The organism is Nonomuraea composti, assembly GCF_012034275.1.
Classification (GTDB): domain Bacteria; phylum Actinomycetota; class Actinomycetes; order Streptosporangiales; family Streptosporangiaceae; genus Nonomuraea; species Nonomuraea composti.
Window position 1 is genome coordinate 449,147 of the sequence record NZ_JAATEP010000001.1, and the last position, 20,919, is coordinate 470,065.

General features: G+C 73.2%; 14 protein-coding genes. 8 read left to right on the plus strand and 6 right to left on the minus strand.

Annotation, left to right across the window (positions count from 1 at the left end):
- Window positions 1-22: 22 nt before the first annotated feature.
- Window positions 23-1,081 carry a hypothetical protein gene (locus tag HCN51_RS02005; RefSeq protein WP_168006074.1) on the minus strand — a complete coding sequence of 353 codons (1,059 nt, stop codon included), beginning with the start codon at window positions 1,079-1,081 and terminating at the stop codon, window positions 23-25.
- 167 nt (window positions 1,082-1,248) lie between these two features.
- Here HCN51_RS02005 and HCN51_RS02010 point away from each other — a divergent pair, with 167 nt between their 5' ends.
- The 7 genes from HCN51_RS02010 to HCN51_RS61020 all read left to right on the plus strand — a co-directional run bounded on the left by HCN51_RS02010 (window position 1,249) and on the right by HCN51_RS61020 (window position 10,872).
- Window positions 1,249-3,045: a hypothetical protein gene (locus HCN51_RS02010; RefSeq protein WP_168005347.1), complete on the plus strand. Its 1,797-nt coding sequence runs from the start codon at window positions 1,249-1,251 to the stop codon at window positions 3,043-3,045.
- A gap of 82 nt (window positions 3,046-3,127) precedes the next feature.
- Window positions 3,128-3,868, plus strand: a complete 741-nt coding sequence (locus tag HCN51_RS02015) for a phytanoyl-CoA dioxygenase family protein (protein ID WP_168006076.1) — start codon at window positions 3,128-3,130, stop codon at window positions 3,866-3,868.
- Window positions 3,865-4,794 carry an alpha/beta hydrolase gene (locus HCN51_RS02020; protein ID WP_168006078.1) on the plus strand — a complete coding sequence of 310 codons (930 nt, stop codon included), beginning with the start codon at window positions 3,865-3,867 and terminating at the stop codon, window positions 4,792-4,794. The genes HCN51_RS02015 and HCN51_RS02020 overlap by 4 nt, the downstream gene beginning before the upstream one ends.
- A 371-nt stretch (window positions 4,795-5,165) precedes the next feature.
- Window positions 5,166-6,761 carry a S8 family peptidase gene (locus HCN51_RS02025; RefSeq protein ID WP_168006080.1) on the plus strand — a complete coding sequence of 532 codons (1,596 nt, stop codon included), beginning with the start codon at window positions 5,166-5,168 and terminating at the stop codon, window positions 6,759-6,761.
- Entirely contained in the window at window positions 6,761-7,426 is a 666-nt protein-coding gene (locus HCN51_RS02030) for an RNA polymerase sigma factor (protein WP_168006082.1), read from the plus strand. The genes HCN51_RS02025 and HCN51_RS02030 overlap by 1 nt, the downstream gene beginning before the upstream one ends.
- Complete coding sequence (locus tag HCN51_RS02035) at window positions 7,426-7,950, plus strand: hypothetical protein (RefSeq protein ID WP_168006084.1); 525 nt, start codon at window positions 7,426-7,428, stop codon at window positions 7,948-7,950. The genes HCN51_RS02030 and HCN51_RS02035 overlap by 1 nt, the downstream gene beginning before the upstream one ends.
- Window positions 7,951-7,977: 27 nt before the next feature.
- Window positions 7,978-10,872, plus strand: a complete 2,895-nt coding sequence (locus tag HCN51_RS61020; protein ID WP_168006086.1) for a CHAT domain-containing protein — start codon at window positions 7,978-7,980, stop codon at window positions 10,870-10,872.
- A gap of 36 nt (window positions 10,873-10,908) precedes the next feature.
- Here HCN51_RS61020 and HCN51_RS02045 read toward each other — a convergent pair whose 3' ends face one another.
- The 3 genes from HCN51_RS02045 to HCN51_RS02055 form a co-directional block, all read right to left on the minus strand.
- On the minus strand, window positions 10,909-13,380 hold the full coding sequence (locus HCN51_RS02045; protein WP_346433499.1) for a SpoIIE family protein phosphatase: 2,472 nt from the start codon (window positions 13,378-13,380) through the stop codon (window positions 10,909-10,911).
- Window positions 13,381-13,402: 22 nt separating this feature from the next.
- On the minus strand, window positions 13,403-17,356 hold the full coding sequence (locus HCN51_RS02050; RefSeq protein ID WP_168006088.1) for a HAMP domain-containing protein: 3,954 nt from the start codon (window positions 17,354-17,356) through the stop codon (window positions 13,403-13,405).
- Between the two features lie 156 nt (window positions 17,357-17,512).
- Window positions 17,513-18,115: a CGNR zinc finger domain-containing protein gene (locus tag HCN51_RS02055; RefSeq protein WP_168006090.1), complete on the minus strand. Its 603-nt coding sequence runs from the start codon at window positions 18,113-18,115 to the stop codon at window positions 17,513-17,515.
- A 67-nt stretch (window positions 18,116-18,182) separates the two neighbouring features.
- Between HCN51_RS02055 and HCN51_RS02060 the strand changes: the two genes are divergently transcribed.
- On the plus strand, window positions 18,183-18,572 hold the full coding sequence (locus tag HCN51_RS02060; RefSeq protein WP_168006092.1) for a RidA family protein: 390 nt from the start codon (window positions 18,183-18,185) through the stop codon (window positions 18,570-18,572).
- Between the two features lie 8 nt (window positions 18,573-18,580).
- Here HCN51_RS02060 and HCN51_RS02065 read toward each other — a convergent pair whose 3' ends face one another.
- Complete coding sequence (locus HCN51_RS02065; protein ID WP_240972304.1) at window positions 18,581-20,074, minus strand: MDR family MFS transporter; 1,494 nt, start codon at window positions 20,072-20,074, stop codon at window positions 18,581-18,583.
- A gap of 212 nt (window positions 20,075-20,286) precedes the next feature.
- Window positions 20,287-20,901 (minus strand): TetR family transcriptional regulator, encoded by a 615-nt coding sequence (locus HCN51_RS02070; RefSeq protein WP_346433500.1) that lies wholly within the window; start codon window positions 20,899-20,901, stop codon window positions 20,287-20,289.
- Window positions 20,902-20,919 lie beyond the last annotated feature (18 nt).

The following is a 20,919-nucleotide window of genomic DNA, read 5'->3' on the forward strand; positions in this document are numbered from 1 at the left end:
CGCTCTCCATGACCCCCCGGCTCTAGCGCTTGCCCACCGGCCAGTCGAGCGCCGGCCGGTCGGGCTTGCCCGAGGTGCGCAGCTCGGGCATCCTGCCCGGCAGGTGGTAGCGCACCCGCCAGGCGTAGAAGCCGGCGTCCGCGCGCGGCCGGCCGTCCCTGCCGGGCGCGGGCGTCTCCTCGATCTCGGAGAAGGCGGGCAGCAGCGTCCTCGGATCGAGGTGGTACTCGGCGTGGTACCCGGTGCCCATCGAGCCGACGTAGCTGTACGGGTGCGTCTGCGGGTCCAGCTTCGTCTCCTTGAACGACCACATGAGCAACTGCCCGCCGTAGTAGAGCCCGTCGGCCCGCCGCACCGGCGTGAAGTCCACCGTCAGCCGCAGGTACTGCTTGCCGCCCACCTCGGCCAGCTTCAGCTCGCTTGGGTTGACCAGCCCCTTGTAGTCGGTCCGCAGTGCCCGCACCCACACGTCGGCCTGCTCCGCCGTCAGGCCGCCGGTGGACAGGTTGTCGCTGATGTAGCGGTACGCCCTCTTGGGCGCGCACATCGTGTCGGCCTGGGTGCCCTCGCTCCACTTCTTCAGGTAATAGCTGTAGAGCAACGACCGGCCGTTGTCGCAGAACGACACGGGCGCGTCCGCCTCGCCCGCCCCCCAGGCGAGCTGCCACTCCTTCGTCCGGTAGTCGTAGCCGCTCTCCCACACGAAGTCGGGCCGGTTCCTGTCGAAGTCCGCCCTCTTCGTGTACGACGCCTGCGTGATGTGCATGACGGGCTGCGTGACCGTCGCCTTCCAGCTCGCGTAGAACAACGCGGTGCGATCGAGGCGCGCCACGTCCTGTTCCGTCAGCCTGCCCTTCCGCAGCACCTCCAGGCTGGAGGCGTCCACCTCGCCCGCGTCCGAGCCCGCGTCGCCGCCGCCGGCGAGCTGCCGCCACGCCATCAGCCCGGCGCCGCCGAGCACGAGCACCACGGCGAACGAGATCACGGCCGCGAGCAGCGCCTTCCCGCCGCTCTTCCTGGGCGGCGGGGGCGGGGGCCAAGGGTCGTGCTGGTGGTTCGGTCCTCCCGGCCACTGCGTCATCCGGCCCTCCCGTCACGTCCGCCTCGCTGACAAGGCGGCCACGCTAGCAACACCCCCGCTCGCTTCGAAAATGCTTCAAATGTCGCGTCACAAGAGGGATCCAAGTGACGTACAAGACCGGCTGAGGATCATGGGCCCCGCACAAGCAGAGAAAGGGACCCCAGGACATGAGAAGGACAGCGTTGCTGCTGGGCGCCGCACTGCTCAGCGGTCTGCTGGCCGCCCCGACACCCGCGCTCGCCGTGGCGCCGGCCGCCGTGAAGGTGGCCCAGGTCAAGGCGAGCCCCGCCCGGCAGTCCGGCGCCTGCCCCGCCACCGTCGGCTTCTCGGCCGTGGTGACGGCCAAGGGCGCGGGCGCCGTACGGTACCGCTGGGTGCGCGGCGACGGCAGCAGGAGCGCCGTCAGGAGCCTGCGCGTGAGCGGCCCGCGCAAGGTGGTCGTGCGGGACCGCCAGACGTTCGACCGCAGCACCTCCGGCTGGCAGGCGGTCGAGATCCTGGGCAGGAAGGGCCTGTCGGCCAAGGCGAGGTTCAGCGTCACCTGCCCGGGGCCGGTCGTCGTCTGGAACGACCACCGCCCCCTGCCCGCCCGGCCCGGCAAGCCGCTGACCGCCGCCGCGTCCGTGACGGCCGACCCGCCCTCGTACGGCGGGGCGTGCCCCACGACCGTGCGGTTCACCGGCACGATCCAGGTGTCGCGCACCCCGGCCGACGTGCGCTACCAGTGGGTCGACGATGCCACGGGCGAGGGGCCGGTGCAGGTGCTCTCCTTCGCCGCGAACGGGCCGCGCAGCCGGCAGGTCGTGCTGCCGATGGCGGTGGGCAGCTCCGGCAGCGGGTGGAAGGCGATCCGGCTGATCACGCCGGGGCAGCACTCCACGCGGGCCGCCTACGAGGTGACCTGCACGTCCACGCCGCCGACGTCACCTCCGCCGACGTCACCTCCGCCGACGTCACCTCCGCCCACCAGCCCGCCGCCGACGAGCCCGCCCCCGACGACCCCGCCGGCGCAGAAGCCGCAACCGAGCATCGCCGCGCTCACCCCCGGCGACTACGCGGGCGAATGCCTCGAACCGGTCACCTATCAGGCCACCGGCCGCATCGCGCTCCCGGCCGGCCCGGCGGCGAAGGTCACGTACTGGTGGATCCTGGACGGGAGCAAGTGGCAGCAGCAGGTGCTCGACTTCGCCGCCTCCGACCGGCCCCGCACCCAGGACGTCACCGCGTCCTGGAGCCTGGACCGCACCGGGGCCGGGCGGCACACGCTCGGCCTGATGACCGAGGGCGGCCCGGCGGAGCCGGTGACGCGCGCGTTCGGCTTCACCTGCACCGACCAGCCCGGCGACGCGCGGCTCACCTTCCGCTACCTGCTCACCCCGGTCTTCCACGGCGTGTGCGACGGCTCGTACGGGCTGCGCGCCGACGGCCTGGTGATGACCGACCGCGAGGCCGAGGTCAAGTACCGCCTCGTCGTCGACGGCAAGCCCGGCCCGGTCAGGAGCGAGGTCCTCAGACCCGGCATCAAGAGCAAGATCGGCGACTTCTGGTACGGCTCGGCCCGCAGCAGCGGCACCGGCGTCGTCCGCCTGGAGGTGCTCAACCACAACCGGCCGTTCATGCAGGAGCCCTACACCTGGGAGTGCAGGGACAAGGACCCGGCGCCGGGCACCGTGAAGATCGTCGAGCTGCGGCCGGACGCCTACTACGGCGACTGCGTGGACGCCCCCTACGTGACCGCGCACGGCACGTTCACCGCCACCCCCGGCACCGAGATCACCTACCGCTGGGTCGCCGACGGCAACCCCACCGGGTCCTACACCCACAAGGTGGGGGAGAGCGGCATCCTGGAGGTGCAGGCGGCCTACTGGGACCGTCCCGAGCGCAAGGACGGCACCGTCGTCCTGGAGGTGCTCAACCATGACAAGCCGTCCATGCGGGCGGTGTATCCGGTGACCTGCCGGTAGCGCACCGGGGGGAGAAACGGCTCTTCCCCCGGCCGCTTCCCGGGCACACAGTGGGAAGGACCGCGCGGCGCCGGGAGTGTGCATGGCCGATTCTTCGATGACCCGGTTCTACCGGGAGCACGGTTATGTGCTGGTCAAAGGGCTGATCGGCAAGGACGAGGCGCGGGCGTACCGCGAGGAGTGCCACGCGCTGCTGTCCCGGTTACGCCCGTACGACCCCACCTGGGGCAGCGCGAGGCGGCTGGCCGGGTTCGCCACCGAGCTGCGCCACTGCCACGACGTGCAGTTCCACTCGGCCGCGTTCGGCCGGCTCATGCTCGACCCGCGCTTCACCGGCGTCGCGGCGGCCCTGATCGGGTCGGAGAACCTCCAGCTCCACCACACCAAGATCTTCGTCAAGCCGGCGGAGAAGGGCTCGCCGTTTCCCCTGCACCAGGACGCCGCGCACTTCCCGCACACCCGCCACACGGTCGGCGCGGCCATCTTCCACTTCGACGACGCGCCCGAGGAGAAGGGGTGCGTGCGGGTCGTGCCGGGCAGCCACCGGCACGGGCCGCTGCCGCACGTCGAGGAGGGCGGCTGGCACCTGCCGCCGGAGCGGTGGCCGCTGGAGGAGGCGGTGCCGGTCGAGGCGGAGGCGGGTGACGTGCTCTTCCTCAGCTATCTGACCGTGCACGGGTCCGGGGTCAACCGCTCGGACGAGGCCCGTACGACGCTGCTCATCCAGTTCCGCGACCCGCAGGACCGGCCCGCCGACGACGTGCACCCCTCGCGGGGGCAGGGCATGATGCTGCGCGGCTTCGACCCCCTGACCGGACCATGAGGGCCCGCGCCGGGCTCGTCGCCACGGTGCTGGCGGCGCTGGCGCTCGGTTGCGCGCCCGCGCCGACGCTGCCCGAGACCCACGTGGACGGCGTGCGGATCGTCGAGCGGAAGCCGGTGGGCGCGCGCGGCCAGGCGCTCAGCGTCCACTCCCGCGCGCTCGGCCGCCGGACCCCGGTACGCGTGCTGCTCCCGCCCGGCTGGACCCGCGGCTCCGGGCCCTGGCCGGTGCTCTACCTGCTGCACGGCTGCTGCGGCGCCGGGCATCTCGGCTGGATCGACGAGGGCGGCGCCGAGCGGCTCACCGACCGGCTGCCCGCCGTCGTCGTGGTGCCGGAGGGCGGCCGGGTCGGGTTCTACTCCGACTGGGTACGCGGCCCGAAGTGGGAGACCTTCCACATCGAGGAGCTGATTCCGCTGATCGAGGCCGAGTTCGGGGCCGGGCCCGACCGGGCGATCGCGGGGCTGTCGATGGGCGGGCTGGGCGCCATGGTGTACGCCGCCCGCCACCCCGGCCTGTTCCGCGCCGCCGCGTCGTTCTCCGGCGTCCTCGACACCACCGGCGACCGCTCGGGCGTGCGGCGGCTGGTCGGCGAGAACGGCGAGGACCCCGACGCGCTCTGGGGCGAGCCCGACGGCCCCGAGTGGAACGCGCACAACCCCGCCCGCCTCGCCGCGCGGCTGGGCGGGATGCCGCTCTACGTCTCCTGCGGCGACGGGCGGCCGGGGCCGCTGGACCCGCCGGGCGCGACCGGCGACTACGAGGGCGCGCTGCTGCGCCAGGCGAAGGTCTTCGCCGGGCGGGCGCGGGCGGCGGGCGCCGAGCTCACCACCGACTTCTACGGCGCGGGCACGCACACCTGGCCCTACTGGGAGCGGGCGCTGGAACGGGCCCTGCCGATGTTACGCGCGGCGATAGGCGCCTGATCACTTCCACGTGGCGTCGATCGTGGCGGCCGGTGATCGGCGGGCTGGTAGACGTCCCACCAGACGGCGCCGCCCGTGGTGAGGGAGTCCTGCGGGGCGCGACCTGCACGCCGCGGTAGCCGGCCGGGCCGAGGTGGGCGGTGCACTCCCTTGCCACGGAGGTCCAGTTCCAGCTCCACAGGTTGGCGATCACGTCCCGGTCGCCTTGGGGGCGGCCTGCGCCGCGTCGATGCCCATGAGGACGGCCGCCAGCGGGAATTCTCTGCGAGGATGCAGGACGGCTGGGATCGTGACCGTTCCGTTATCTTCCGTGCGTATCGGCGCCCCTGATCCGCTCTCGTAGGCCACAGAGGGATGAACGGAGGCGGCGAATGACCATCGACTACATCCGCGAAGCTCCCCGGCACGGCGAGACCGAGAGATTCGGGCCGCCGTGGCAGGGCCTCACCCTTCCTCGGGAGCTCCTAGACCGGCACGGCGCCAAGATCCTCGACCCGTGGGCCGTCGGCCTCGACGACGGCGAGACCAGGCCCGACTCCACGGTCTACCGCGCGGACGTGCTCCTCGTACCCGGCCACCTGCTCATCGACCGGGCCGCCACGGAATGGATCGACGCGGCACTCGGCGAGGTCGGGCTCAGACTCTCGCAGGAGAGCATCGAGCGCGCCCACCGCAGGGAGTACGACCACGAGACCGTCTGGATGCCCGCCGTCCTGACCGTCGCAGAAGGCGGGCGCGACGTCAAAGCGGACGCCTGGCCCGCCCTGCGCGCCGTCCGCCGGGCCCTGCGCGCGGCGCCCGCCACCCTCGCCGGACGCGACGACCTGGCCAAGATCTCCCTGGACCACCTGTTCGTCGGCTCCGCCACCAGCGGGATCGGCTCGCTCGACCTCGGCGGCGAGCCCGCCACCAGCGGCCACGCCGTCACCGAGGAGCCCGGCGGAGGCAGCCGCCCCGGCTACGGCCGCACCCCCGTCACCGTCGTCGCCGGGCCGCCCCGCCGCCGCACCCTCCAGGAGCTCGGCGGGCCCCGCGTCACCGTGGCCATCCTCGACACCGGCGTGACCGCCCACCCCTGGTTCAAGCCCGTCACCGACCCCGACGCCTTCCTCACCGTCGACCCGGCCGGACAGCAGCTCATCGAGGACACCCACCCCGCCTACCAGGGCCGCGACATCGCCAAGCTCGTCGGGTACGAGGACCTCGGCCACCTGCCCAACCCCCTCATCGGCACGCTCAACTCCCACACCGGCCACGGCCTCATGCTGGCCGGGCTCATCGCGCAGATCGCCCCCGACGCCCGCGTCCTGTCGTACAAGGTCATGCACAGCGACGGCGTCGTCCCCGGCGAGGCCCTGCACGCCGCGCTCGACCGCCTCGTCGCGCTGCTCGACGCCGGGCCGGCCGTGGACGTGCTGTGCTGCTCCTTCGGCGGCTTCGCCGAGACCGGCGACGCGGCCATGCAAGCCCTGTTCGACAAGGTCAACCAGCTGCGGGCGCGCGGCGTCATCGTCGTCAACGCCGCCGGCAACTACGCCACCACCCGGCCCTTCTACCTCGCCGCCCTCTCCGAGACCCCCGTGCAGGGGCCGCCGCTCGCCCCCATGCTCGGCGTCGCCGCCAAGAACCCCGACGGCACCATCGCCATCTTCAGCAACGAGCACCCCGCCGTACGGTGGCGGGCCCCCGGCGCCATGGTCGTCAGCACCTTCCCGCCCCAGTTCCGCGGCGCCCAGAACGCCACGCTCACCACCGGCGAGCGCGCCTCCCTCGACTGCGACGCCATGGGCACGCACTGCGCCTGGAGCGGCACGTCGTTCGCGGCGCCGATCGTGGCCGGCGCCGTCGCCGCCGAGCTGACCAAGACCGTGCAGCAGGTGGGGGTCGATCGCGTCGCCCGGGCCAAGGCCGTCGTCGACGCGATGATGGACGACAAGGTCGCGCGCCCGGAAGTCGTACCGATCTGATGACCGGCGACCCGGCCCTCGACCCGGCCCTCGACCCGGCCCGCGACGCCGGGCTCGACCCCGCAGCGGATCCCGCGCCGCGGCGGGCGCCCACCCCGCGCGCCCAGCGCCGCGATCGGCTCGCGGCCCTGCTCGTCGAGGCCCGTCAAGGCGACCGCGACGCGCTCGACGCCATCGTCGCCGAGCTCACTCCCGTGCTCTGGCACACCGCCAGGAACCAGGGCCTGAGCCGGCAGGCCGCCGAGGACGTCATCCAGACCACCTGGCTCACCCTGCTGCGTCACCTGCACGCCATCTCCGTGCCCGGCGCGCTCATCGAATGGCTCGTCACCACCGCCCGCCGCGAGGCGTGGCGGGTCAGCCGCGCCTCCCGCAAGGACGACCTGCCCGGCGACGACACGTTCGACGACCTGCCCGACCCCGTGCTCACCCCCGACGAGCTGCTCGTGGACGACGAGCGGCGGCGCGCGCTCTGGCACGCGGTCGAGAGCCTGCCCAAGAGGTGCGCCGAGCTGCTGCGGATCATCGCCTTCGTGCCCCGCCCCCACTACGACGCGGTGGCCGCCGCCCTGAACATGCCGCTGGGCAGCATCGGGCCCACGCGCGGCCGGTGCTTCGCGAAACTGCGCCTCCTGCTCGCGAAGGACCCGGATTGGAGCTCCTGATGAACACGGCCCAAGGGGATTTCCCCGCCTTCAGCCCCGAGGACCAGCACCTCGCCGACGAGATCGCGAACGTCTACCGCGTCGTCGATCCCGTGCCCGCCACGCTCGTCGCCCGCCTGCAGTTCGCCCTCGCCCTCGAATCACCCGAGTTCGAATCGCCCGAGTTCGGGTCGCCCGGGTTCGAGGTGCTGCGCCCGCAGGAGGAGGACGTGCTGCCCGCCGGCGTGCGCGGCGGCGAGGACAGCCGGACGATCACGTTCGACAGCGAGATCCTCACCATCATGATCAGCGTCAGCGCGCGCGACGAGCACGCCGTCCGCGTCGACGGCTGGCTCGCCCCGCCCGGCGACCACCTCGTCGAGCTGCGCTGCGGCGCCGGCGCCCACGTCGTGCGGGCCGACGACCAAGGACGGTTCGTGCTCGACGTGGTGCCGCGCGGGCTGTCGCAGCTCGTCGTACGCCAAGGGGTTGATGATCCGGCGCAGGCGGCGATACTGGCGGTGACGCCCTCACTCATCCTCTGACCACCGCCCCCCCGACTGCGAGGCCGGATGCGCGACCACGGGCGTGCGGCCACGCTCCGCCAGCAGGCGGAGCGCCTGCACAGGCTCAGCGTCGAGGCGACCGACAACGGCCGCCCGGCCCTTGCCGCCCGCCGGCTCCGCCAGGCCCTCACCCTGCTCGGCCGGAACCCCCAGGAGCCCGACGCCTCCGGGGACGCCTCCGGGGACGCCTCCGGTCACGACGCCGGTCACGACGCCGGTCACGACGCCGGTCACGACGCCGGTCACGACGACCTGGTCGCGCGGCTGCTGACCAGCCTCGCGCACGCCGAGGCCGAGCAGGGCCGCACTGAGCTCGGCATGGCCCTGCTCGACCAGGCCCAGCGCCACGCCACCCCCGCCGGGCTGGCCATCGTGCACGCCCAGCGCGGCCTCATGCACCTGCGCATGGGCTCCAGCACCGAGGCGCTGCGCGAGCTGGACCTTGCCGCCCCCATGCTCCAGGACGGCGACCCCGTCGAGCTGGCCAGAGTCCTGCTCAACCGCTCCGTCATCCACATCGCGACCGGCCACGTCCGCCAGGCCAGGGACGACGCCCGCAGGAGCGCCCAGATCGCGCAGGCGCAGCACCACCCCGTCATCGCCGCCAAGGCCCTGCACAACGACGGCTACTGTGACCTGCTGCTCGGCGACGTGCCGGCCGCGCTCAGCGTGTTCGCCCGGGTGGAGCGGCTCTACCAGGACGACAACCCTGGCTTCCTGCCCGTGCTCGCCCTCGACCGGGCCCGCGCGCTGCTCACCGTCGGCCTGACCGACGAGGCCGGGCACACCCTCGACCGCGCCATTGACGGCTTCCGCCGGCAGCGCCTGATGCAGGACTACGCGGAGGCCGAGCTGGCCAGGGCCCAGTGCGCGCTGGACGCCGGCCGGCACGACGAGGCCCGCGCCTGGGCCCGGCGCGCCGAGACCCACTTCCGCCGCCGGGGCAGCGCGGCCTGGGCGCGGCGGGCCGAGCTCATGCGGCTGCGCGCCGACCTGGCTCGCGGCGCCGCCCCACGGTCGGTGGCCAGGCGCGCGTGGGAGCTGGCGGGCCGTTTCACCGGGCTCGGCATGCCTGACGACGCCGAGATGGCCCGCCTGGTCTCGGTACGCGCCCTCCTCGCCGCCGGCCGCCTGCCCGCCGCCACCGTCACCGCCACCGCCCCATGCGCACCCCCGCCCCCTGCGGATGCGCCCCCGCCCCCTGCGGGCGTCGCACCGGCCATGACACGGCAGGACGTGCCGCCGCCGACCGGGGCACCGGGCGCGGCGGAGGCGCCCGCCGCCGGACGGCCGTCGTCCGGTGAGGCGCCGGCGGGCGGTGAGGTGCCGGGCGGCGGCGAGAGGCGGGTCAGCGGTGAGGCGCAGGCCGGCCGCGAGGCGGGGGTCGGTGCGGTGCAGGTGCCTGGGCAGGGGCCGGTCGGTGAAGGGCGGGCCGGTAAGCGGGGGAGGGGCGAGCCGCTCGACGTGCGGTTGATGCGGCACCTCGCCGAGGCCGAGCTGGCCGGGGCGCAGGGGCGGCGGGGACAGGCGTTGCGGAAGGTGCGGGACGGGCTGGCGCTCATCGACTCCCACCGCGGCAGGCTGGGCAGCCTCGACCTGCTGACCGGCGTCGCGGCCCTGGGCGCCGACCTGGCGGCGCACGGGTTGCGGGCGGCGCTGGCGGGCGGTTCGCCGCGGCAGGTGTTCGCCTGGTCGGAGCGGTGCCGGGCGCAGGCGTTCAGGTTCCGGCCGACGCGGGCGCCCGAGGACGAGCGGACCGCCGAGGCGCTGGCCGAGCTGCGCCAGCTCGCCCAGCAGATGCACGCCGACGAGGCCGCCGGGCACCGCCGCCCCGCGCTGCGCAGGCGCTGCCTGGAGCTGGAGCAGGTGATCAGGGAGCGCGGCTGGCAGCTGCCCGGCGTCGGCGAGCGGCTGGCCCCGGCGCCGGTCGCGGCGGTGCGGGAGGCGCTGGCCGAGGACGACCTGGCCATGGTCAGCCTGCTCAACGTGGGCGGCGGGCTGCTCGCCGTCGTGCTCGTGAACGGCCGCTGCCACCTGCACCGGCTGAGCGCGTACGAGCCGGTGGCGGAGGCGGCGCGGCGCCTGGCGGGTGACCTGAACGCGCAGGCGGGACGCAACCTGCGGCCCGCGATGAAGGCGGTGATCGAGGCGTCGGTGCGGCGGCAGCTCGGCGTGATCGCCGGCGCGCTGGAGGCGCCGCTGCGGCAGGCGCTGTCCGGCGCGCGGGGGATCGTGCTGGTCCCCACCATGGGCCTGTCGGCCGTGCCGTGGGGCCTGCTGCCGCAGGTGCGCGGCCGGCCGCTGTCGGTGGCGCCGTCCGCGCTGGTGTGGCTGGCGGCCAGGCGCGCCGCGGAGCCGTTCGTACGGGACGGCAGCTCCTCCGTGCTGGTCGCGGGGCCGGACCTGGAGCACGCCGAGCGGGAGATCGAGCGGCTGGGCGCCGTGCATCCGAAGGCGCGCCGGCTCACGGGCGGCCTGGCCACCGTGTCGGCCACCCTGTCGGCGCTCGACGGCGCGTCGTTCGCGCACTTCGCCGCCCACGGCCACCACGAGCGCGAGAACGTGCTCTTCTCCCGCCTGGTCCTGGCCGACGGCCCCCTCATGGCCCACGACCTGCAACGCCTGGACCGGACGCCGGGCCACGTCGTGCTGTCGGCGTGCGACGTGGGGCAGGCGGTGGTCAGGGCGGGCGACGAGCTGCTGGGCTTCACCGCGGCCCTGCTGCATCTGGGCACGTCCACGGTCATCTCCAGCCTCACGCGGGTGCCGGACGCGGTGGCCGAGCGGGTCATGACGGCCTACCACCGCGGGGTGTCCGTCGGCGCGTCCCCGGCCGACGCGCTCGCCGCGGCCGCCGAGGGGGAGCCCGCGTGCACGTTCGTCTGCTTCGGCGCAGGCTGAGAGCGCCGGTGTCCCAGGGCCCGGGAGTGCGGCGCCTCAGCTCAGGCGCACGCCGATGAGGCAGGTGTCGTCGTCGGTGTCGGAGTTGCAGTGGGTGAGCAGGTCGTCGAGGCGGTGGTCGAGCGTCGTGGCGGCCCGCTCGGCGATGGCGAGGAGCTGGTCCTGGGCGTGGCGCATGTTGTGGTCGCGCCGCTCGATGAGGCCGTCGGTGTACATGAGCAGCGTGTCCCCGGCCCGCAGCTGGAGCTGCCCCTCCTCGTAGCGGGCGTCGGTGAACGCGCCCAGCAGCGGCCCCTTGACCATCGGCAGCTCCGAGCCGTTCCCGTCGCGCAGCAGGATCGGCGGCAGGTGGCCGGCCCGCGCCCAGCGCAGGACGCGCGTCGGCGGGTCGTACAGGGCGCACACGGCGGTCGCGGTCATGCGATCGGCGAGGTGGTGGGCGACCTGGTTCAGCCAGTCCATGATCTGCGCGGGGCCGGCGCCGGTCGTGGCCAGGCCGCGCAGCGCGTTGCGCAGGACCACCATGCCGGTGGCCGCCTGCACGCCGTGCCCCGCCACGTCACCCACCGACAGCAGCACCCGCTGCGACGGCAGCGCCACCGCGTCGTACCAGTCGCCGCCGACCAGATCCTCCTTCTGCGCCGGCCGGTAGCGGACGGCGATGTGCAGGCCCAAGGAGTCCATCGTGGCGTGCGAGGGTGGCATGATCGCCTGCTGGAGCTGCAGCGCCAGGCGGTTGCTCGCGGCCGAGCGCTCCTCGGTGTCGGCGAGCTGGTCGCGGGTGACCGCCAGCGCCACCTCCGTCCAGTGCTGGGAGGAGATGTCCTGGTACGCCCCCCGCACCGCCATGAGCCGCCCCTCCGGCCCGAACACCGGCTCGGCCACCACCCGCATGTGCCGGGTGATCCCGTCGGGGCGCACCAGCCGGAACGCCACGGCCGCGAACCGGCGGTGGTGCAGCACCGTGCGCAGGAACCGGCCGATGGCGATCTCGTCGTCGGGGTGGGCGTGGTCGCGCAGCCGCTCCAGCGGGATCGGCTGGTCGCCGGGCTTCATCCCGTACAGGGAGTAGAGCTGGGCGTTCCAGGTGATCTGGCCGGTGACCGCGCTCTCCTCGAAGCCGCCGATGCGGCCCAGCCGCTGGGCGTGCTCCAGCAGGCCGGCCAGGCGGGCGTCCTCGTCGTGGTCGCGCCACACCATCAGGACGCTGTCGCCGTGCCGGGTGAGGCTGACGTCCGCCACGCCCGTCGTGCTCAGGCCGAGCGCCATCCGTTCGGCGCGGAACGGCTCGCCCGTGGCGTGCACGTGCAGCAGCCGCCCGAACAGGCCGCCCGCCGCCCGCGGGTACGCCTCCAGCAGCAGCGCGCCCGGCACCAGCGGGTACGCCTCCAGCAGCAGCCCGTCGCCGCCGGCGAGGCGGTCATTGACGTGCCGGATGCGGAAGTCGGCCGGCTCGCCCCGCGAGTCCAGGTGCGCCCGCAGCACGAGCGCCGGGTCGGGCAGCGCGTCGGCCAGGTCCACCACCTCCGACAGCGCGCCGGTGGGCGGCGCCAGCGGCACGAACGGCGCGTCCAGCGTGTGCGCGCACAGCTCCGCCATGGCCTCGATCTGCCGTTCGAGCCGGGGCGGGTGCGGGGGCAGGGCGTGCGGCCAGCAGATCTCCAGCACGCCGAGGATCCGGCCGCCCATCGTCATCGGCACCGTCACCCGGCCGCCGCCCGCGACCAGGCGGCCGATGGTGGGCAGGCTCGCGTCGGCGTGCCAGATGATGCGCCGCTCCGCCAGCGCCCGGCCGGCCGGGGTGAGCACGCCGGGCGGCACGTGCCGCCACCGCCTGGCCTCCTCCGGGCCGAAACCGGCGTAACCGGCCAGGCTGAGCGCGGCGCCCGGCTCGGCCACCCACACCGCGACCGCCGTGGCGCCCAGCGGGGCCAGCGCGTGCTCCAGCAGCGCCATGGCCACCACCTGCGTGTCGCGGGCCCCGAGTGCGGCGCTCTCGGCGGCGCGCAGGCGTACCGACACCTCCGGGTCGGACTCGGCCGCCGCGCCGATGCGGTCGCCGGCGACCTCGTTGACGATGTCGGCGGCCAGCTCCAGGCGGGACACGCCGGCCTTGGAGGCGAGCGTGGCGAGCTGCTCGGCGGCCTGCGCGGGGGCGCAGTGCAGGCGCTCGACCAGCACGCCCTTGGCCAGCTCGATCAGGGCGCGGTCGTCGGCGGCGCGCCGCACCCGCTCGATCTCGCGCCGCAACCGCTCGACGGTCGCGGCCAGCCTCGCGATCTCCCCCTCCCCCTCGCCGCCTTGGGACTCGCCCCCGCCCTCATACGATTCGCCCTCATGCGATTTGCCCGCACCGCCCTGCGGCTCGGGCGCGCCGTCCTGCGGCTCGGGCGCGGCGTCCTGCCAGGCGGGCGGGTCCGGCAGGTCGGTGATGTCGGCCGAGCTCAAGGGGGCCGAAGGGACGGGGGGAGGAGGCGCCTGGTCGTCGTGGCTGGAAGGGAAGTGCACGTCGCCGCTCCTCGGAAGGTCGTCAGGACGGGTCCATCCAGTGCTGGATGCGTTCGATGAGATGGTCGGCGTCCACCGGCTTGGTCACGTAGTCGCTGGCCCCCGCCGCCAGGCTCTTCTCCTGATCGCCCGGCATCGCCTTGGCGGTGACCGCGATGATCGGCAGGTCGGCGTACTGCGGCATGGCCCTGATCGTCTCCGTGGCCGTGTAGCCGTCCATCTCGGGCATCATCACGTCCATCAGGATCAGGTCGGTCTCCTCGTGGGCGGTCAGCGTGTCGATGCCCTTGCGGCCGTTCTCGGCGTGCAGCACGTTGATGCCGTGGATCTCCAGCATGCTCGTCAGCGCGTACAGGTTGCGGGCGTCGTCGTCCACGACCAGGACGGTGCGCCCGGCGAGCGTGTTGTCGATCTCGCGGGCCGCCGCCGCGTTCACGGTGCCGGTCCTGACCAGGGGCAGCACGTCGCCCGGCTGGTCGGCGGTCAGGTGCAGCGCGATGCGCTCGCGCAGCTCGTCGAGGCTGGACAGCAGCTCCAGCGGCTGGTGCGCCAGGCTCACCTCCTGCTGGGAGTGCGAGCGCCAGCTGTTGTACGCCAGCACCGGCACCCCGTGCAGCCGCGGCTCGCGGTCCATGATGTCCAGCAGGTGGTAGGCGGACAGGTCGGGCAGGCTGAGATCGAGCACGATGCAGTGGCACGGCTCGCCGGTGAGCATGACGGCCGCCTCCTCGGCGCCGGCCGCCGTGACGACCTCCATCGTCCCGTCCTGGTCGCGGGCGCCGGCCAGGTCGCCGACGACGCTCTCGGAGACCAGCGACAGCAGCCCGTGGGGCCGCTCCTCGATGACGAGCAGCCGCCGCGCCGACACCGGCGCCCGCTCCGCCGGCTGCGCGGGCTCCCCGCCCTCCGCCGGCACGACCTCGAACCCGGGCCGCGCCACCGGCAGGAACAGCGTGAACACGCTGCCCTGCCCCGGCGTGCTCTGCACGGTGATGGCGCCGCCCAGCAGGTAGGCGATCTCGCGGCAGATGGACAGGCCGAGTCCGGTGCCGCCGTACTTGCGGCTGGTGGTGCCGTCGGCCTGCTGGAACGCTCCGAAGATCACTTCGAGCTGCTGCTCGGGGATGCCGACGCCGGTGTCGACGACGCGCAGCGCGATGGCGGGGCCGTTCGGGCGTACGGAGACGGGCAGCTCGGACGGCGAGGCCGGCTCGATGCGCAGCTCCACGCTGCCGGTCTCGGTGAACTTGACCGCGTTCGAGAGCAGGTTGCGCAGCACCTGCCGCAGCCGCGAGTCGTCGGTGAGCAGCTCGGCGGGCACGCCCGGCGCGGTGGTGACGCGGAAGGCGAGACCCTTCTGCCCGGTCATCGGGCGGAAGGTGGCCTCGACGTAGTCGAGCAGCTTGCGCAGCTGCACCCATTCGGGGTTGATGTCCATCTTGCCGGCCTCGACCTTCGACAGGTCGAGGATGTCGTTGATGAGCTGCAGCAGGTCGGAGCCGGCGGAGTGGATGATCCCGGCGTACTCGACCTGCTTGGGCGTCAGGTTGCGGGTGTGGTTCTGGGCGAGGAGCTGGGCCAGGATCAGCAGCGAGTTGAGCGGCGTGCGCAGCTCGTGGCTCATGTTGGCGAGGAACTCGCTCTTGTAGGTGGAGGCCAGCGAGAGCTGGTGGGCGCGCGCCTCCAGCTCCTGGCGGGCCTGCTCGATCTCCAGGTTCTTGGTCTCGATGTCCTGGTTCTGGCGGGCCAGCAGCGTCGCCTTCTCCTCCAGCTCGGCGTTGGAGCGTTGCAGCTCCTCCTGCTGCTGTTGCAGCTCCTCCGAGCGGGCCTGCAGCTCCACGGCCAGCCGCTGCGACTCCTTGAGCAGCTCGTCGGTACGCGCGTTGGCCACGATCGTGTTCAGGTTGACCCCGATGGTCTCCATGAGCTGGTCGAGGAAGGCGCGGTGCACCGGCGTGAACGCCTGCACCGAGGCCAGCTCGATCACGCCGAGCACCTGCTCCTCGACCACGATGGGCAGCACGATCACCGACGTGGGGTCGGTCCTGCCGAGCCCGGAGGAGATCGTGATGTAGCCGGCCGGCAGGTCGGTCATCGCGATCGTCCTGCGGCTGCGCGCCGCCTGCCCGACCAGGGCCTCGCCGATCCTGAACCGGGTGGGCCGCTCCGGGTCGGCGGGGTAGCCGTAGGCGCTGATGAGCTTCAGCTCGCTCTCCTCGGCCAGGAAGAACGCGCCGTACTGGGCCGAGACCAGCGGCGCCAGCTCGTTCATCACCAGCTCGGCGACGGTGGCCAGGTCGCGGTGTCCCTGCATGAGGCCCGACATGCGGGCCAGGTTGGACTTCAGCCAGTCCTGCTGTTCGTTGGCGTTGGTCGTCTCGCGCAGCGACTTGACCATCGAGTTGATGTTGTCCTTGAGGTCGGCCAGCTCGCCCTCGGCGTCCACCGTGATCGACCGGGTCAGGTCGCCGGAGGTGACCGCGCTGGTCACCTCGGCGATCGCGCGGACCTGCCGGGTGAGGTTGCCGGCCAGCTCGTTGACGTTCTCCGTCAGCCGCTTCCACGTGCCGGAGACGCCCTCGACCTCGGCCTGGCCGCCGAGCCTGCCCTCGCTGCCCACCTCGCGGGCGACCCTGGTCACCTCGGCGGCGAACGACGAGAGCTGGTCGACCATCGTGTTGATCGTCGTCTTCAGCTCCAGGATCTCGCCCCGGGCGTCCACGTCGATCTTGCGGGTCAGGTCGCCGCGCGCCACGGCCGTGGTGACCTGGGCGATGCTGCGCACCTGGTTGGTCAGGTTGTCGGCCATGGAGTTGACGTTGTCGGTGAGGTTCTTCCAGGTACCGGCCACGTTCGGGACCCGGGCCTGCCCGCCGAGCTGGCCCTCCGTGCCGACCTCGCGGGCCACGCGCGTGACCTCGTCGGCGAACGCGCTCAGCGTGTCGACCATCGTGTTGATCGTCTGTGCCAGGGCCGCCACCTCGCCCTTGGCCTCGACGGTGATCTTCTGCGACAGGTCGCCGCGCGCGACGGCGGTGGCCACCTGGGCGATGCTGCGCACCTGGTTGGTCAGGTTGGAGGCCATGACGTTGACGTTCTCCGTCAGGTCCTTCCAGGTGCCGGAGACGCCCCGGACCGTCGCCTGGCCGCCCAGGTTGCCCTCGGTGCCGACCTCGCCGGCCACCCTCGTCACCTCGTCGGCGAAGGAGGAGAGCTGGTCCACCATCGTGTTCAGGGTGTTCTTCAGCTCCAGGATCTCGCCGCGGGCCGAGACCGTGATGCGCTGCGACAGGTCGCCCCTGGCCACGGCGGTGGCGACCTGGGAAATGTTGCGCACCTGGTCGGTCAGGTTGCCGGCCATGAAGTTCACCGAGTCGGTCAGCGCCCGCCAGGTGCCGGCCACGCCCTTGACGTCGGCCTGGCCGCCGAGCCGGCCGTCGGTGCCGACCTCGCGGGCCACCCTCGTGACCTCGGCGGCGAAGGAGGAGAGCTGGTCGACCATCGTGTTGACGGTGTTCTTCAGCTCCAGGATCTCGCCGCGCGCGTGCACGGTGATCTTCTGCGACAGGTCGCCGCGCGCCACGGCCGTGGTGACCTGGGCGATGCTGCGTACCTGGTCGGTGAGGTTGCCCGCCATCGCGTTGACGGACTCGGTGAGGTCCTTCCAGGTGCCGGAGACGCCGGGCACCTCGGCCTGGCCGCCCAGCCGCCCCTCGGTGCCGACCTCGCGGGCCACCCGCGTCACCTCGGAGGTGAACAGGGACAGCTGGTCCACCATGCCGTTGAAGACGGAGGCGATCTCGCCGAGCAGCCCGTCGGCGTCGTCGGGGAGCCTGGTGCGGAAGTCGCCGTCCCTGACGGCGGTCAGCCCCGCCAGCAGCCGGCGCAGCTCCGGCTCCTCACCCGCGTCTCCCGGGCCTCGGGCGCGCTTTCCACGCGCGGACGAATGGGACGTGCCGACGGTGGAGTCGCCCATGACCGGTCCTCCGTAGTCGCCCGGGCTTCCTCAGGTAGCGGAGACATTAGCCGGAACTGTCCGCGGTGCGCGCTAACCCCAGGTTGTCATCTATCTATCACAGGACGTATATGTGAGGTGAGCGAATCCCGCACGGGCCCGGCCACCGCCGGCCCGTCACTCGTCCGTGGCTCGCCGGGCGCGCAGGGCGCGGAGCTTGTGGCGGTTGCCGCAACGTTCCATGGAGCACCAGCGGCGGGCACCGGGGCGGGAGGTGTCGACGAACACCAGGGGGCAGTCGTCGCTCGCGCACTCGCGGATGCGCCCGGCGAACGGCCCGGACAGCAGCTCGATCATCTCCCTGGCCATGGTGGACAGCGCCTGCGCCGCCCGCACGGGCGGCTGCCACGCGGTGCTGGTGCCGTCGGCGCCGAGCCCGGGGACGAGCGGCGCCTCGGCGGCGGCCCGGTTGATCGCCGCGATCGCGGCGGCCGGGACGGGGCGATCGGCCGCCCGGGCGTGCGCGGCCACCCAGATCGCCTGCCGCAACGCCTTGGCCGCGGCCAGCTCGCTCTCGGTCACGGGCGCCGTCACGACGGCGCCCGGCGGCGGCTGGGCCAGCCACGCGGCGAGGTCGGCGGGCTCGTGCAGGCTCTCGAACACCGCGTAGGGGCCCTCGCCGCCGGTGTGCGCGAAGTCCAGGCACAGGGCACCGGCGTCGAACCAGAAAGACCCGCCCTTGGGATCGTGCAGGAGCCGCCCGGTTGTCCTCGCTCGCATGAAACCAGTATAACTGGTGTCGCAGCGAAACCGCTTTTACCGGTTTCACCAACCGAGGAGACAGCGCATGCCCGTACGGCACATCAACCCCGAGGGACTTCACCGCAGCCCGGCCTTCAGCCAGGCCGTCGTGGTCGAGCAGCCCGCGAAGACCATCTACGTCGGCGGGCAGAACGGCGTCGGCCCCGACGGCAAGGTCGTCGGCCCCACCGTCGGGGAGCAGGCCAGGCAGGTGTTCCGCAACCTGGCGACCATCCTGGAGAGCGAGGGGGCGAGCCTGGCCGACATCGTGCACTGGCGCATCGCCGTCGTGGACGGCCACACCTTCGACGAAGGTGTGGCCGCCTTCCAGGAGGTGTGGAACCGGGCCGACCCGCCGCCCGCCATCACGGTGCACGTCGTGGCCGGCCTCAATCCCGGATGCCTCGTCGAGGTCGACGCGGTCGCCGTCGTGTGACGGCGTGGTCAGTGGCCGGAGGAGGAGGCGGCGGCGCGCTCGCGGGCCAGCCGCTCCTCGCCCGACAGCGTGGCCAGCGGCTTCTCCTTGATGAACAGCACCGCCACCAGGGCCAGCACGGTGAGCGGCACGCCGATGAGGAACAGCTCCGCCGTGGCGGTCGCGTACACGTCCTGGATGATGCGGACGACGGGCGCGGGCAGCTTCGAGATGTCGGGCACGGCGTGCGTGTCGGCGCCGGAGCCGCCGGCGCCGGCCATCGGGCCGAGCTTCTCCGTCAGGAGCGTCGTGACCCGGTTGGCCAGCACCGCGCCGAGGGCGCTGACGCCGATCGTGCCGCCCATGCTGCGGAAGAACGTCAGCACGGAGGTGGTGGAGCCCAGGTCCTGGGCGGGCACGTCGTTCTGGGCGGCCAGCACCAGGTTCTGCATGAGCATGCCCACGCCGATGCCGAGCACCGCCATGTAGACGCCGAGCAGCACGGTGCCGGTCCCGCCGTCGATGGTGGCGAGCAGGCCCATGCCGCCGAGCATGACGACGCCGCCGGCCACCAGGAAGCCCTTCCAGCGGCCCGTCCTGGTGATGAGCTGGCCGGCCACGGTCGAGGAGACCAGCAGGCCGAACACCATCGGCAGGCTCATCAGGCCGGCCACCGTCGGCGACTTGCCGAGCGCCACCTGGAAGTACTGCGACAGGAAGACGGTGCCGCCGAACATGGCCACACCGACCAGCGCGCTGGCGATGGTGGCGAGGGCGACGGTGCGGTTCCTGAAGATGCCGAGAGGGATGATCGGCTCGGCGGCCCGCGACTCGACCCAGACGGCCAGCGCGAGGACGATCAGGCCGCCGCCGACGAGGCCGGCCGTCCACCAGGAGCCCCACGCGAACTGGTTGCCCGCCAGCGACGACCAGATCAGTAGCGTGGAGACGCCCACCGTGATCAGCAGGGCGCCCAGGTAGTCGACCTTGACCTCCTTGCGCACCACCGGCAGGTCGAGGGTGCGCTGCAGCAGGATGATGGCCACGATCGTGAACGGCACGCCGAGCAGGAAGCACCAGCGCCAGCCGAGCCAGGAGGTGTCGACGAGCACGCCGCCGATGAGCGGCCCGGCCACGGTGCCGATGCCGAACACGGCGCCGAAGATTCCGGAGTAGCGGCCCAGCTCGCGCGGCGGGATCATGGCCGCCATCACGACCATCGACAGCGCGGTCATGCCGCCCGCGCCGACGCCCTGGACGGCGCGGCTGACGATGAGGATCTCCACGTTCGGCGTCAGGCCCGCGATCAGCGAGCCGGCCACGAACAGCCCCAGAGAGAGCTGGATCAGCAGCTTCTTGCTGTAGAGGTCGGCCATCTTGCCCCAGAGCGGCACGGTGGCCGTCATGGCCAGCAGCTCCGTGGTGACGATCCAGGTGTAGACGGTCTGCGTGCCGTGCAGGTCGGTGATGATGCGGGGCAGGGCGTTGGCCACGACGGTCGAGGCCAGGATGGACACGAACATGCCCACCATCAGCCCTGACAGTGCCTGAAGGACTTTTCTTCTGGACGTGGGCGCAGCGGCCGCGGGCTCGGGCTGCGCGCTGGTGGCTGTCATCTTTCCTCGATCTCTCGGGCAGGAGGGGGCCCCGCGGCGCGAGGCTCCTGCGAACACCGGCAGGACGGAGACGTGCACGCCCTGCGGAAGGGTCAGAAGGGGGTGGGTGACCGGGCCGGTCAGGGATTGGGCAGGCCGGCGGCGAGCTGGCCGAACGCCTCGTCCACCAGGCCCGGCAGTGACGGGCGCCCGCCGGCGGCGCTCCAGCGCAGCATCGCCACCCGGAAGGCCGCCATGGCGGCCGCGGTGGCCAGCTCGGGATAGCCGCTCGTGCCCGGCGCGACGCCGGCGCGGCGGGCGACGGCGGCCGTCACGGCCCGCTCGGTCTCGCTGCCGCTGGCGACGAGCCGGGGGAGCAGCGACGGGTTCTGCTCGAACACCTTCAGCCGGAGCAGCCAGCGCTCGCGCTGCTCCTGCACGCGCTCGGCCTCGGCGCGGGCCATCAGGCGCAGCGCCTCCAGGACGGGCACCCGCGCGGGGACGGCGTCCAGCCGTGCGCACAGCTCGGCCGCGGACGCCTGGTGCGAGCCGATGAGCGCGTCCTCCTTGGACGGGAAGTAGTTGAAGAACGTCCGGGAGGAGACGTCCACCGCCTCCGCGATGTCCTCCACCGTGACCGCCGCGAGGCCGCGCTCGGCGACCAGGGTCAGGGCAGCGTGCTCCAGCGCCGCGCGGGTCTCGAGCTTCTTGCGATCCCTGCGGCCGAGCTCCTCTGCGCTGTCCACGATGGTCACAATGCTAAGGCTAGAGGG

What these genes read in the sequence shown, in the direction of transcription:
- HCN51_RS02065 (WP_240972304.1), bottom strand. Translation starts at nt 20,074, where the DNA reads ATGTTCGTGTCCATCCTGGCCTCGACCGTCGTGGCCAACGCCCTGCCC.
- HCN51_RS02010 (WP_168005347.1), top strand. Translation starts at nt 1,249, where the DNA reads ATGAGAAGGACAGCGTTGCTGCTGGGCGCCGCACTGCTCAGCGGTCTG.
- HCN51_RS02060 (WP_168006092.1), top strand. Translation starts at nt 18,183, where the DNA reads ATGCCCGTACGGCACATCAACCCCGAGGGACTTCACCGCAGCCCGGCC.
- HCN51_RS02020 (WP_168006078.1), top strand. Translation starts at nt 3,865, where the DNA reads ATGAGGGCCCGCGCCGGGCTCGTCGCCACGGTGCTGGCGGCGCTGGCG.
- HCN51_RS02030 (WP_168006082.1), top strand. Translation starts at nt 6,761, where the DNA reads ATGACCGGCGACCCGGCCCTCGACCCGGCCCTCGACCCGGCCCGCGAC.
- HCN51_RS61020 (WP_168006086.1), top strand. Translation starts at nt 7,978, where the DNA reads ATGCGCGACCACGGGCGTGCGGCCACGCTCCGCCAGCAGGCGGAGCGC.
- HCN51_RS02050 (WP_168006088.1), bottom strand. Translation starts at nt 17,356, where the DNA reads ATGGGCGACTCCACCGTCGGCACGTCCCATTCGTCCGCGCGTGGAAAG.
- HCN51_RS02055 (WP_168006090.1), bottom strand. Translation starts at nt 18,115, where the DNA reads ATGCGAGCGAGGACAACCGGGCGGCTCCTGCACGATCCCAAGGGCGGG.
- HCN51_RS02015 (WP_168006076.1), top strand. Translation starts at nt 3,128, where the DNA reads ATGGCCGATTCTTCGATGACCCGGTTCTACCGGGAGCACGGTTATGTG.
- HCN51_RS02005 (WP_168006074.1), bottom strand. Translation starts at nt 1,081, where the DNA reads ATGACGCAGTGGCCGGGAGGACCGAACCACCAGCACGACCCTTGGCCC.
- HCN51_RS02025 (WP_168006080.1), top strand. Translation starts at nt 5,166, where the DNA reads ATGACCATCGACTACATCCGCGAAGCTCCCCGGCACGGCGAGACCGAG.
- HCN51_RS02035 (WP_168006084.1), top strand. Translation starts at nt 7,426, where the DNA reads ATGAACACGGCCCAAGGGGATTTCCCCGCCTTCAGCCCCGAGGACCAG.